This is a genomic window from Melioribacteraceae bacterium 4301-Me (assembly GCA_041538185.1).
Classification (GTDB): Bacteria; Bacteroidota; Ignavibacteria; order Ignavibacteriales; family Melioribacteraceae; genus Pyranulibacter; species Pyranulibacter aquaticus.
On sequence record JBGORM010000002.1, the window covers coordinates 357,573 to 369,581 of the forward strand.

Genomic DNA, 12,009 nt, shown 5'->3' on the forward strand with positions numbered 1-12,009 from the left:
ATTAGTTTCATTTCCCAATTTTCAACAAATTTTTTGATAACAATGGCTAAAGATAAACTTAAAGAGCTGTCTGTTTTGAGAGATAAAATCAACCGTTTAGATGAGTCAATTATAAAGCTTTTGGCTCAAAGACGAGATATTAGCAGAGAAGTAGTTAAAGCAAAAGAAAGGGCGAAAATTCCAATTCGAGATAAAGAACGTGAAGCCGAAATATTAGAGAAAATTATTAAGCTGGGCAAAAAGTATGGACTGGATGCTCATTTTACAAATAAAGTTTTTTACGATATAATTGAGGATTCAGTTCGAATACAGCAAAATTATGTCCAGAGTGCTTTAAATAAAATCGAGAAAAAAAACATTACAGTTTCAATACAAGGAATTGAAGGCTCCTATAGTTATTTAGCAGCTAAGAAGTTTTTCTCTCATTCGAAAAGTGAATTAATTTTTTTAACAAAAGACAGATTTGAGGATGCTGTTGAAGTTTGTGAAAAAGGCGAAGCCGACTTTACTGTTCTTCCAATTGAAAATACTACTAGTGGGGGAATAAATGAAGTTTATGATCTTTTGCTTCATACTGCCTTATCAATTGTTGGTGAAGAAAAATTTCAGGTAAAGCATTGTTTGGCTGCAATTAAAGATATCCCACTTTCTAAGATTAAAAAAATTTATGCACACCACCAAGCTGCAGCCCAATGCAGTAAGTTTTTACAAGGCTTGCCGCATGCCAGTGTAGAATATTTTGTTGATACTGCAATGTCGCTAAAAAAAATTAAAGAAGAGGGGAATCCTTATTATGCTGGAATTGCCAGCGAAGAGGCAGCAAAATTATTCAAAGTGAAGATATTAAAGACTGATATTGCAAATCAGAGAGAAAATTTTACGAGGTTCATAGTCTGCGCACGTAAACCTGTATCTGTTGACTTAAGAGTTCCTTGTAAGACATCTTTAGTAATGGCAACATCACATACACCGGGCTCTCTTGTCGAAGCCTTGAACGTATTTAGAAATTATGGCGTTAACCTTACTAAGTTGGAATCTCGTCCAATTCTCGGAAATCCATGGGAAGAAATGTTCTATCTTGACTTTGAAGGAAACATTGCAGATGAAAAAATTCAGAAAGTATTAGATGAATTAGGTAAGTATACTAGGTTTCTCAAAGTTTTAGGCAGTTATCCTTCACAAGAAGTTAGTAAGACTAAACTTGAGATGAATAAATTATTTGAAGGGACTGATAATGATAAGGCAAGTAGTAGTAAGAGAGCAGAAACTAAAACTACTTCTGGAAAATCGAAGGCCTATAAGCTTGCAAGCAGAGAATACAGGGCGGAGGATACAATAATAAAGGTCAGAGATGTTCTAATTGGCGGAAATAATTTTGTAGTAATAGGAGGACCATGCTCAGTTGAAACGGAAACTCAAATTATGCAATGTGCAAGAGCCGTAAAAGAAAATGGCGCTCATATATTGAGAGGAGGTTGCTTTAAACCGCGAACTTCACCTTATAGTTTTCAAGGATTAGGTTTTGAGGCTCTTAATTTATTAACAAATGCTGGAAAAACTTACGACATTCCGGTAGTTACTGAAGTGCTTGATACCGAGCATGTTACCGAAGTAGCAAAATATGCTGACATACTTCAAGTAGGTGCAAGAAATATGCAGAACTTCGCACTTCTTAAGGAAGTCGGTAAAACTCACAAACCCGTGCTATTAAAAAGAGGAATGATGGCATCAATAGAAGAATTGTTAAATGCAGCCGAATATATACTTTCTCAAGGGAATCGCCAGGTTATTTTATGTGAAAGGGGAATAAGAACTTTTGAGACTGCTACTAGAAACACTTTAGATTTGAGTGCAATTCCCGTCTTGAAAGAACTAACACACCTGCCGATTATCGTTGACCCATCACATGCTGTTGGTCAAAGAGATAAAGTTATACCTTTAGCAAAAGCTGCTAAAATTGTTGGGGCTCACGGAGTTATGGTAGAATTTCATCCGGACCCAGAGCATGCACTAAGTGACGGTGAACAGTCGCTTTATTTTGAGCAATTTGAGGAATTGATGAGAGAGTTGTACCGCATTAACTAAAGCATATATTGCAGTTGTACAATGAATAAGAAGTAATTTGCAGATGTATTGTTAAATGTTACCCCGGAATCAATACCGCTGCTTACTTTAATTCCGGTTGATTCAGGGCTGGTAAAATCTAACCCAAGCAAAACATGAAATCCTGCACCATAATCCCAAACATTTGTATCGACGAATATTCTGTCATTTATAGTTAAAATACCTGCACCTTCTTCAACAAAAAGTAAGTCGTTTAATTGCTGGTTTATCACTGCCTTCAAATAAATTACTTTAATAAAGGGGTAATATTTACCCAGTCTATTTTCAGGTAAAAAGTATTCTACCTTTCGCGAGAAAATAAAACCAACTCTAAACTGAACATCGTTTGAAAACCATAATGAGCTGCCGGTAAAAAATTCCCCGGAGAATGCACTTAGTCCATTAGAATTTCCTCTAATCTCACCCCCTCCTAATGAAGCTCCAATTACAGGATTTTTTAGTTGTGCTTTGTTAATATTTTGAGCAAAGAGTGTAATTAAAAAAAGCAAAATTATTTTTTTGTTTCTCATCTTTTGCAAAAAGGTTAATTTGTTAAGTACTAAATTAATCAATAATATATGAGGTTGAAATGAAAAAAACATTATATGTATATAAAGCTTTTGTTAGTGATGTCTATGATGGCGATACATGCAGAGTTGAAATTGATTTAGGTCTTCATACATGGATTAAAGATGAAAAAATAAGGCTTAGCAGAATTAATGTACCTGAGTTAAAGGGTAAGGAAAGGATAGAAGGGATTAAATCAAGAGATTTTCTTAGAAGTTTGATTCTAAAGAAAGAGGTTTTAATAAAGACAATTAAAGATAAAAAGGGTAAATATGGCCGTTATTTAGGGGAGGTATATTTAGAAAAAAAGAACGGCAATTTTGTAAACATTAATGACCTTTTAGTTAAAAAAGGTTATGCAGTTTATAAGAAGTACTAAATCTAAGAGTTATTAGAAATGAGTTTTAGTTTATAAATTGACTTATAAGAGCTATTCTATTATTCAATTAGTTTTTGCTCTTTGGCTGAACTTTTATGTGTAGTGGACAGTCAGCCAAAAAGTTTTCTGGTTCTTATCAGTTTCTTCGATTCGATGCTTTTTGTGAGCCGGTATTAACAGATAATCACCAGGGCTTAATTCGGTTATCTCGCCATTATCAAATAAAATTTTCGCGCTTCCTTTCAACAGCAGCACAAATTCGTTTAACGATTGGTCGTACCAAAAGTCTTTTGGTGATGAATAGCTGTTAGATACAATCCTTTCTATTTTGAAAGTTCCACTATCAAGAACAGTCTCAATAAATTCCTTATTAGAATTAACAAAAGTGTCTTCAAAGAAATTTTTTTTCATGATTCAGGGTAATCAGCTAAAACAATTTTTAGTTCATTAGAATTATTTACTTCGTTTAATATTTCAGAAACTTCAAAAGGGTTATTGGGATTTTGAAGATGAACTATATATTTCTCATAGCCTGCTAATATTCTCATAATTATTTTTTTGTGAATTACTTGACCTCCAGTTGCAGCTGCTTGTTTGTTATAAAAAATTACTACTTTTAGGGGAATCTCACGATTTAATGCTTCAATTAATCCTAAGTGTCCAGCAGAAATAAATCCAAAATCACCTGTTAAGGCCCAAACATTTCTGCAGCCTGCAAGATAAGCACCGATTGCAAGAGGAATACTTCCTCCCATGTAAGTAACAAGGTCAATACAATTAAAAGGTGGCAAGGCAAAAGCACTCGAAGAACTTGTATCTCCGGTAGTAAAATCTTTTTTAACATCTTTAAAGACCTCAAAAAAGGGGAGATACTTTTCAGCAGTAGATCTTAAAGCCGGTGTTAAATTTTCTGGAACAAGAGGTAGTGGGGGTCTCGAAATTAAAACCGGGTCAGTTCCTAATTTTTTTGATAGAAAAACTTTGTATTGATAGTCTGAAAGAGAAGGATGTACCACGTGAGAATAAACATCTCTTTTATAGTCGAATGTTTTTTTGAGCGAATCCCTTCTTTTAAATTCAATTTCCTCTTGCAGCTTTGCAGTATCTATAAGAAACACAACCGGCATCTTCTTTTTTTCGGAAAGTTGATAAGCAGCAACAACTTGTTCATAGATAGATTGCAACTTAGGCACTATGAAGGGTATTTGCAGACCTTCTAATATTGTGGAAGTTTCTAATATATTATCTGAGTGTTGACCTGTTGCATCATCAAAAACAAAAGTAACAAAACCAGCATTAATGGAAGTATATAATGAATCAGTTACACTATTAGCTGCTTTCATTAATCCTTGGGATTTTATAAGCGTTGCTGATCTTTTACCTAAAATACTTGCAGCATGCGAAATTGAATATGCTAATTCTTCATGAAAAGAAATTTTGTTGTTTTTTTGAGATATTTCATTGAAAGCCTGAAATGTGCCCCACGCGCCATAACCCGGCACATTAGTTATTACTTCAATACCAAGGTCAGTTAAAGCATAAGCAATTGTTTGGTGAACTGGAGCTTTCATTTTTTATACATTTTAATTAACAAAAGTAATCATAATTTCTAAAAATTTGTGAACTGACCAAAATAATTTTTTATTGCAAAGAACGGTCAATATTTTGTTGTTCCAAGTAGTTTTTTTTGCTGGTTAGAACTTAATTTAGAAAATTAAACCCAAAAAATTCATTTTAATGAATTTCGGTACTCAAGCCATTGTTTGTTAATAACTTACGTAGGGGGTAACTTCGACATGCTGTGGAGGTTTTATGCGAATACACCACTTCGTGGATGGATTCCCATTTCAGTAATAGGAGATTTGGGTTAAAAGTAATATTCTCCCTCCAGGTAAATTGAGTTTGGATAATACCAGTATTCCGTATTATCTGAACCGTAGATTATTTGTAATCCGAGGTTGAGATAAAAATTTTCCGTTAGGGGATAATTTCCGCTGCCGCCGATAAAACCACTGCCGTCGTTTAAATTAATATTGTTAGATAAACTAACCGACAATAGCGGGCTTAATTGATAGCTCAGCATAGTATAAACATAGTTTTGACTTAGATTAATAATTTCGCCTTTTATAAGTCTTGCAAATTCATATTTGAGTTTATCTTTTTTACCTTCACCGTTAAAATGATATTCTATCATTCCATAAAGTTTTGGTGTGAACTGCTGATCAGCACCAAGTATAAATTTTACGAAATTATTGCTGAAATCATTTTTATCTATTGAAATTATTCCCTCACCACGGAAGCCAGCTTTGCCGAGATTGCCTGCAAAATCCATCCCTGCAACAATTCTTTGGTCAAAATAGCCACCCATTACTGAAACATCGTATTCGTCAAAATTTGTTCTGAAGCGGAACGCATAATTACTTTTGTTTAATTTTTCCTGTGGATTGAATACTATATTCAAATCGGTAAAATTCCCAAAAGCATATTTTAATGAAACTACATCGGCACCGTCTTTTTCCAATTTATAATATGCTGCAGGGTTTATGGGATTGAAGAGGTCAGTGGGATTCCAGATTCTCCCGGTTCCCCAGGCAATTCTTTGACGTCCTATTTCAATATTCCCGTTTTCAAATTCTTGCCGGAAAGAAAGCCTATCTACAAAATGTACGACTGAATAGTTCTTTTCGTCGACGGGGTTCCATGTTAAATCACATAACTGCCTGTTGGTTTTATTGCTTGGAACAATCAAAAAATTTCCTATTGAGTTAAAATATAAACCAGCAATTTCATATTCTGCATTTATCCGGGCACTAGACCACAAATGTAAAGTTGGTCGTAATCTGATTCGTGTTAAATCAAGAATCATGTTTTTTTTGAAACTAAAAAGGTTAGATAACTTTTCGTTTGAAAGCTGGTAGATTGGCATATTTACAACATAACCAGAAAAAGAGAAATCGTACTGAGCATTGGATAAACTTGGGAATAAAAGCAGTGAAATTAAAATCACTTGAAATTTTTTCGGCATTACGACTCCACGATAATACCATCTTTCAAAATAATCAATCGTTTTGCCCTGTCCATAACTTGTTTATCGTGAGACGAAAAGATAAATGTTATTTGTTTTTCTTCGTTCATTTTTTGCATAAGATCCAGCAGGTTGCCACCAGTTTTAGAATCAAGATTTGCAGTAGGCTCATCAGCCAAAACAACTGAAGGATTGTTAATAATTGCGCGTGCAACTGCAACTCTTTGCTGCTGCCCGCCGCTCATTTCATTAGGACGTTTGTTGGCAAGTTCTGCTATTCCAAGTTCTTCCATCAATACGAGTGCTTTCGATTGTCTTTCTTTTTCTGGTATTCCTAAAAGCATCATACTGAATTCAATATTTTCTAAAGCTGTTAAAACTGGAATTAGATTATATGCTTGAAAAACAAATCCAAGCTTTCTAAGTCGTAGCTCAGATAATTCTTTTTTTGATTTTTGTAAAATGTCACTCCCTTCAAAATAAATAGTGCCTTTTGTGGGCTTATCTAAAGTTCCAATTAAATTAAGCAAAGTTGTTTTGCCTGAACCCGAAGGACCGGCAATAACCAAATATTCGCCTTTCTCAACAGTTAAATTAATTCCTTTTAATGCATGAACAGGAACACCGTTGTCTTCATAAATCTTTTCTAAATTTTCTGTTCGAATTATTTCCATTTTACTGCTCTAATTTATTATACATAACGCAGTGCATAAACCGGTTGTAATTTAATAGCTTTAATTGCGGGGTAAAGTGCACCGATAACCGCAACAATTGGAATCGTTAAAAATGTAATGAAAGTATTTTCAAATGATATTACCGGATAAATGATTGAACCCAGTCCGAAGGAATCTAAACTTTGTGCAAATATGCTCAAGTTCAAACCGGAATTCATCATCAGCAGTTGAATCAATAGTCCGAGAGCTGTACCGACAACCGTACCAATCACTCCCAAAATAAACGCTTCGGCAATTATCATAGAAAAGAGCTTTCCGTTTTTCATTCCAATCGACATTAAAACTCCGAATTCTCTTATCCTTTCGAAAACTGCCATCAACATTGTGTTGATTATTCCAAAAATGAGAGCAAGGCTGACAATTAGCGTAACAATAAAGGACGATTGTTTGTACAAATCAAGCTGAATTACTAAAAGAGGTAGAATCTCATTGTAAGGCAGCACTTCATATTTCGGACCTAATTGTTTTGCAAGAGCAGAAGCAACTTTAGGTGCATTTTTGTAGTTATCCGTAATCATTGCGAATTCGTGTATCTTATCTCCAATGCCAAGCAATTGTTGAGCGCTTTGGAGCGGGATATAAATGTTAGTTTTATCGAAATCTGAACTGAAAGTTTTAAATAGCCCAACAATCCTATAGAGATCCGAACCCACGTTTCCTTGAAGTGTGTTGGACATAATGACAATTTTATCGCCGAGTCCAACTTCCAATTTTTCAGCCAACTTTTCTCCAATTACTATTTCATGCATTCCCCCTGTAAAATACTTGCCTTCTTTAACAGATGATTTTATTATCGATACCTTAGCTTCTTCATCTGGAATTATACCGTTGATGTAAATTCCAGATGAATTTACTGCGCTGCTTATCAATCCGAAAGTAATAACTCTTTTGCTGTATGATTTTATAAGCGGGTCATTTTTAATGGTTTCTTCCGCTTTGTGATAATCGGGAATAAAATTCTGTACAACCTTGTTATCTTTAAAACCTTTTTTGTGAATTTGAATATATGATACGCTTGTGCTTATTTGGTTGAACAGCATTTGATACAGCATTCCGTTTGTTAAACTATCTAGCGTGATAATAGCAATTACGCCCACAACAACTGAAAGTTGAATGATCAACGATCTTCTTTTATTTCTCCAAAGATTTCGCCAAGCCAATTTGAATAACATATGAATCTCGATTAAGTGTACCTAATTCCTTTTAAAGGTTCCAATTTAAAAACTTTATACAGTGGATAAACACAGGAAATTAGTGAAGCTGCAAGAATCGTTAACGTTGTATTAAAAAACATTGAAGGCAGCAATGATGATTCTATTCTCGGCAAAAAACCGTATTCCTGGTAAATCATGGCAATATCGCCGCCGAATTCTATTGGATGATGGATGAAGTAAGAATTTATTCCGTACCCTATTATATTGCCGAACAGCAGTCCGATTATAGTTATAAAGAATGTTTCAATTAAGACCAAATGTACAAGCTTTATTTGAGGCATTCCTATCGCAAGAGTAATTCCAAATTCCTTAAACCTTTCTGTAACAGACATGAGAACGGTGTTGAGTATTCCGAAGGCAACAATGATAACAAGAATAGCCAAATAAAGAATACCACTCACGTTATCAAACTCTATTGATTGTTTAAAGTCCGGCATTAGTTCATCCCATGTAAGCACTGTCAAGCCGGTGCCGGCAAGTGATTGTTTTATTTGTTCTTTCGCGTGTTCCAAATCCTCGAGATTATACAGCGCTATAGCTATTGCATGAACACGTCCGTACATCGCTAATAACTCATCGGCTTTTTTAATACCCATAAAAACGCCCATGGCGTCAAATTCTTGTGAACCGGTTTTTAATGTCCCTACAATTTTGAATTTCAGATTGCCGAGCGAGCCGTCCGCTCCTTGCGAAAGGATTACCACTTCGTCGCCAATGTTAGCTTTTAAATTTTCGAGTAATTTATAGCCTATAACAATATTGTTCGACGTATCGCTGTTAAAGAATCTGCCATCCTTTAGTCTGTTCATTAATGTTATAACATTTTTTTCCACTTTAGGATTAATACCGAAAACCGCTGCACCGAAAGAATTATCTTTGAAGCTTATTAGTCCGTCTGCGTAAATTCTAGGCGCATATCCTTTAACAAATCTTAAAGTAGATAATTTTTTTTCGATTTCTTTTACATTGCCGAAAGCTTTGTTCAACGAGGGATTATTGTGATACCCTTTTTTTTGGATTTGTAAATAGCCTGAGAAAAGTTGAACGGCATATTTAATATTTATTGCGTATGTACCATGCTGCATACCGCGCATAGCGATAGAAGCAAAAGTTGCAAAACAAATCGCAGCGAGGGTTAACATCGATCTTCGTTTGTTTCGCCATACGTTCCGCCAGGCAAGCTTGAATATTAGCTTCAATTAATTTCCTCGCTCAAGTTCTTGGAAAGAAAATATTTTATCGGGAATATTTATATCGAGTTCCATCTCCAAAATTTTTACTGTAGTTGAGTGACCCTCCTTGGTTTTGCTGTACATCGTCCAAACAGAAGGCATTGTTCGTGAACCGAATTTTTTTACATCGGAATAAACAATGTAGCGGATTAAATTTCCTTTTTCATCAAAGTATTGAACAATTGAAGGCATGTAATCTTTTTGCCGAATCCAGTAATAAAGTTTTCCCCAAACTACCGGTGCATTTGGTTTGGGAACCAGTTCAATCTTCCAGCATTTTTTGCCACCAATGGGTTCTTCGCCAATTAAATTTTTATTGTAATCTTTTGATAGGTTGGACTCGCGAACCAAGTCGTCATTCGTAAAATCTGAACCATTCCATGATTGCAACATCATCGATGGTGGAATCTTAATAGTTGTTTCGGTATTCTTGAGGTAATTCCAAATTTCATTTTTAATTTTTAGTGTCTTGTTTCCGGCTTCACGTTTAGGAGATTTAATAACAATCAATGCCTTTTCATTTCCAACCCACCAACTTTCCATTTTTAAGGTTCGTTCAAAGTCGGGAGTCTTGATAATCATCTCCATTATTCCATGTGCTGTTTTTCCTTTTAAAATTTCCTCAGCTTTGCTTACAATTTTCTCCGCAGTTTGCCCCTTTATAATATTGACGGCTAATAAAAATAATATAATAAGTGAAAATCTCATCGAATACCTTTAATTGACTAAACGGTCAGTCAAAACATATAAATTTTTTTAATTGTTGTCAAGCAAAGGGTTTTATGAGAAAATTGATTGAATTTTAGGCTTTTTTAGAATATATTATGACTGAACATTTATTCAACGTAAAGATGCCAAGAACAAAAGAACAAAATAAAGAAATACGAGAGAAGACAAAAAAAATTATTCTTGATTCGGCGTTAAAGCTATTTGTAGAGAAAGGGTTTCAGTCGACATCAATGAGCGATATTGCTAAAGAAGCCGGCGTGTCGAAAGGTTTAGCGTACAATTATTTTGACAGTAAGCAACACATAGTGGAAGCAATTTTAAAATATCTAATGGAGCTGGTTTACCAGGCTTATGTTCCAGTATATGAGGAGAAAGACCCTTATATAAAGTTGGAAAAAATGATAGATATTACTTTCGACTGGATAAGGCAGAATTTTGATTTTTGGAAGATGCTTTTTACTTTTTGGCTTCAACCCGAAATTATTGAAACATCAGCGCAATTTATGAAAGATTTTATTAAGGAGATGTTTGGATTAATAGAAAATATTTTTAAGGAAATAGGCGTAAAAAATTATGTCGCAGAAGCTAGAATAATTGGTGCAATATTCGATGGTGTAGGAGTGGATTATTTACTTGATACTGAAAATTATCCTTTAGATGAGGTGGCTAAGCTTTTGAAAGCCAGATACAGTAAAGAGGCAATAAATTTATTAAAAGAAAATTATTAATGCAGTAAGAATCTCTCAATTCATTTCAGTAAGAATGTATTTATTCCCTAACTTAATGAAATCTAGTTCGGTCTTAAGCTGCTGTTGACCACTTATGAAATTTACCCCGACTGAATAAACCGTAACATTGTTGATTTTCTTAGTTGTTATCGAGGTAACTTTGTATTTGTCACTAATTTCGTTCAGCGCAGCAATTTTTTTACAAATTCTTTTTACCTGATTGAGTTCTTCTTTGTCGCTAGATTTGTATGTGTCTGTCCAGTATCTGCTGCTGTCACTACCAGAATAAGCTATAAACTCCGCTGCCTTTTCATAGTTTTTTGTAATGCTGAGAGTGAAGATTGTATTGAGTGAATTTTTTATTAGGTTTTCATCTTGTGCTTCAATTACACTTGATGTGATAATAATGGTAAATATAATAATGGGTAGCTTTTTCATATATATCAATATTTTTTCTTATGCAACATTAAGTAAAATAAAATTGGATTCAAACAGTGAATTCCTTTTAGTATTTAAAGTGTTTTATTTTTTCACCTTTACTTTCAATTTCGGACATAGCTTCAATTCCAATTTGCAAGTGCAAATCAGTAAAGTGAGTTGTTACGTACCTATCCGATTCTTCAGTTTTAATTCCTTCAGGGACCATTGGTAAATCTGAGACTAACAGTAATGCGCCTCTAGCAATTTGATTAGCATATCCAACGATAAAAATAGTGGCGGTCTCCATGTCAATACCGATTGCGCCGATTTTTTTCAGATAGTCTTTGAATTCATTATCCCATTCCCAAACTCTTCTATTGGTAGTGTATACTACTCCTGTTCTATAGTCTAAGTTGTGAGCTACAATTTTATCAGAAACAAACTTATGGAGTTTAAAGGAAGGAAGAGCAGGAACTTCTGGTGGTAAATAATCGTTACCTGTTCCTTCCCCTCTTATAGCAGCGTTTGGCAGAATGAAATGTCCAATTTCTGTAGAGGTCTTCAAGCCCCCGCATTTACCCAAAAATAAAACTCCTTTTGGTTGACGAGCAATTAAAAGATCCATTATTGTGGCAGCGTTAGCAGAGCCAATTCCAAAGTTTATGATACTTAAACCATTATTGTTAGTTGCAGCCTGCATCGGTCTGCCAATGCCTTTTATCTCACAATTAAATCTTTCGGCAAACTTAGTGATATAATAACTAAAGTTTGTTAAAAGTAAATAATCGCCGAACTCGTCAATTTGAGTACCTGTGTACCTAGGGAGCCAATTTTTTGCAATATCAAGTTTAGTTTTCATAGCACTTAAGAGTAGTTAA

Annotated in this window: 13 protein-coding genes; 3 read left to right on the forward strand and 10 right to left on the reverse strand. The window is 34.5% G+C overall.

What is annotated here, in order from left to right; genetic code table 11:
- Positions 1-42 precede the first annotated feature (42 nt).
- Positions 43-2,085, forward strand: a complete 2,043-nt coding sequence (locus ABRY23_04965; GenBank protein MFA3782398.1) for a bifunctional 3-deoxy-7-phosphoheptulonate synthase/chorismate mutase — start codon at positions 43-45, stop codon at positions 2,083-2,085.
- Here ABRY23_04965 and ABRY23_04970 read toward each other — a convergent pair.
- Positions 2,082-2,633: a hypothetical protein gene (locus tag ABRY23_04970; GenBank protein ID MFA3782399.1), complete on the reverse strand. Its 552-nt coding sequence runs from the start codon at positions 2,631-2,633 to the stop codon at positions 2,082-2,084. The genes ABRY23_04965 and ABRY23_04970 overlap by 4 nt on opposite strands.
- Before the next feature lie 59 nt (positions 2,634-2,692).
- On the opposite strand from ABRY23_04970, the gene ABRY23_04975 reads away from it, so the two are divergent.
- Positions 2,693-3,049, forward strand: coding sequence for a thermonuclease family protein (locus ABRY23_04975; protein ID MFA3782400.1), 357 nt, complete (start codon positions 2,693-2,695; stop codon positions 3,047-3,049).
- Positions 3,050-3,142: 93 nt separating this feature from the next.
- Here the strand turns inward: ABRY23_04975 and ABRY23_04980 are convergent, their stop codons facing one another.
- The 7 genes from ABRY23_04980 to ABRY23_05010 all read right to left on the reverse strand — a co-directional run bounded on the left by ABRY23_04980 (position 3,143) and on the right by ABRY23_05010 (position 9,962).
- Entirely contained in the window at positions 3,143-3,460 is a 318-nt protein-coding gene (locus ABRY23_04980; protein MFA3782401.1) for a cupin domain-containing protein, read from the reverse strand.
- Entirely contained in the window at positions 3,457-4,620 is a 1,164-nt protein-coding gene (locus ABRY23_04985; protein ID MFA3782402.1) for a thiamine pyrophosphate-dependent enzyme, read from the reverse strand. Before ABRY23_04985 ends, ABRY23_04980 begins: the two co-directional genes overlap by 4 nt.
- A gap of 296 nt (positions 4,621-4,916) precedes the next feature.
- Positions 4,917-6,074: a hypothetical protein gene (locus ABRY23_04990; protein ID MFA3782403.1), complete on the reverse strand. Its 1,158-nt coding sequence runs from the start codon at positions 6,072-6,074 to the stop codon at positions 4,917-4,919.
- On the reverse strand, positions 6,074-6,748 hold the full coding sequence (locus ABRY23_04995; GenBank protein MFA3782404.1) for an ABC transporter ATP-binding protein: 675 nt from the start codon (positions 6,746-6,748) through the stop codon (positions 6,074-6,076). The genes ABRY23_04990 and ABRY23_04995 overlap by 1 nt, the downstream gene beginning before the upstream one ends.
- A gap of 17 nt (positions 6,749-6,765) precedes the next feature.
- A complete protein-coding gene (locus ABRY23_05000; GenBank protein ID MFA3782405.1) occupies positions 6,766-7,980 on the reverse strand; it encodes an ABC transporter permease in 1,215 nt (404 codons plus the stop codon).
- Between the two features lie 11 nt (positions 7,981-7,991).
- The gene (locus ABRY23_05005) at positions 7,992-9,221 is read right to left on the reverse strand and encodes an ABC transporter permease (protein MFA3782406.1); all 1,230 of its coding nucleotides are present in this window, start codon (positions 9,219-9,221) and stop codon (positions 7,992-7,994) included.
- Positions 9,222-9,962 carry an outer membrane lipoprotein-sorting protein gene (locus ABRY23_05010; GenBank protein MFA3782407.1) on the reverse strand — a complete coding sequence of 247 codons (741 nt, stop codon included), beginning with the start codon at positions 9,960-9,962 and terminating at the stop codon, positions 9,222-9,224.
- Between the two features lie 116 nt (positions 9,963-10,078).
- On the opposite strand from ABRY23_05010, the gene ABRY23_05015 reads away from it, so the two are divergent.
- Positions 10,079-10,711, forward strand: coding sequence for a TetR/AcrR family transcriptional regulator (locus tag ABRY23_05015; GenBank protein ID MFA3782408.1), 633 nt, complete (start codon positions 10,079-10,081; stop codon positions 10,709-10,711).
- Between the two features lie 15 nt (positions 10,712-10,726).
- Here ABRY23_05015 and ABRY23_05020 read toward each other — a convergent pair whose 3' ends face one another.
- Complete coding sequence (locus tag ABRY23_05020; GenBank protein MFA3782409.1) at positions 10,727-11,149, reverse strand: hypothetical protein; 423 nt, start codon at positions 11,147-11,149, stop codon at positions 10,727-10,729.
- Between the two features lie 67 nt (positions 11,150-11,216).
- Entirely contained in the window at positions 11,217-11,990 is a 774-nt protein-coding gene (locus ABRY23_05025; GenBank protein ID MFA3782410.1) for an AMP nucleosidase, read from the reverse strand.
- Positions 11,991-12,009: the final 19 nt, after the last annotated feature.

What these genes read in the sequence shown, in the direction of transcription:
- ABRY23_04965 (MFA3782398.1), top strand. Translation starts at nt 43, where the DNA reads ATGGCTAAAGATAAACTTAAAGAGCTGTCTGTTTTGAGAGATAAAATC.
- ABRY23_04970 (MFA3782399.1), bottom strand. Translation starts at nt 2,633, where the DNA reads ATGAGAAACAAAAAAATAATTTTGCTTTTTTTAATTACACTCTTTGCT.
- ABRY23_04975 (MFA3782400.1), top strand. Translation starts at nt 2,693, where the DNA reads ATGAAAAAAACATTATATGTATATAAAGCTTTTGTTAGTGATGTCTAT.
- ABRY23_04980 (MFA3782401.1), bottom strand. Translation starts at nt 3,460, where the DNA reads ATGAAAAAAAATTTCTTTGAAGACACTTTTGTTAATTCTAATAAGGAA.
- ABRY23_04985 (MFA3782402.1), bottom strand. Translation starts at nt 4,620, where the DNA reads ATGAAAGCTCCAGTTCACCAAACAATTGCTTATGCTTTAACTGACCTT.
- ABRY23_04990 (MFA3782403.1), bottom strand. Translation starts at nt 6,074, where the DNA reads ATGCCGAAAAAATTTCAAGTGATTTTAATTTCACTGCTTTTATTCCCA.
- ABRY23_04995 (MFA3782404.1), bottom strand. Translation starts at nt 6,748, where the DNA reads ATGGAAATAATTCGAACAGAAAATTTAGAAAAGATTTATGAAGACAAC.
- ABRY23_05000 (MFA3782405.1), bottom strand. Translation starts at nt 7,980, where the DNA reads ATGTTATTCAAATTGGCTTGGCGAAATCTTTGGAGAAATAAAAGAAGA.
- ABRY23_05010 (MFA3782407.1), bottom strand. Translation starts at nt 9,962, where the DNA reads ATGAGATTTTCACTTATTATATTATTTTTATTAGCCGTCAATATTATA.
- ABRY23_05015 (MFA3782408.1), top strand. Translation starts at nt 10,079, where the DNA reads ATGACTGAACATTTATTCAACGTAAAGATGCCAAGAACAAAAGAACAA.
- ABRY23_05020 (MFA3782409.1), bottom strand. Translation starts at nt 11,149, where the DNA reads ATGAAAAAGCTACCCATTATTATATTTACCATTATTATCACATCAAGT.
- ABRY23_05025 (MFA3782410.1), bottom strand. Translation starts at nt 11,990, where the DNA reads ATGAAAACTAAACTTGATATTGCAAAAAATTGGCTCCCTAGGTACACA.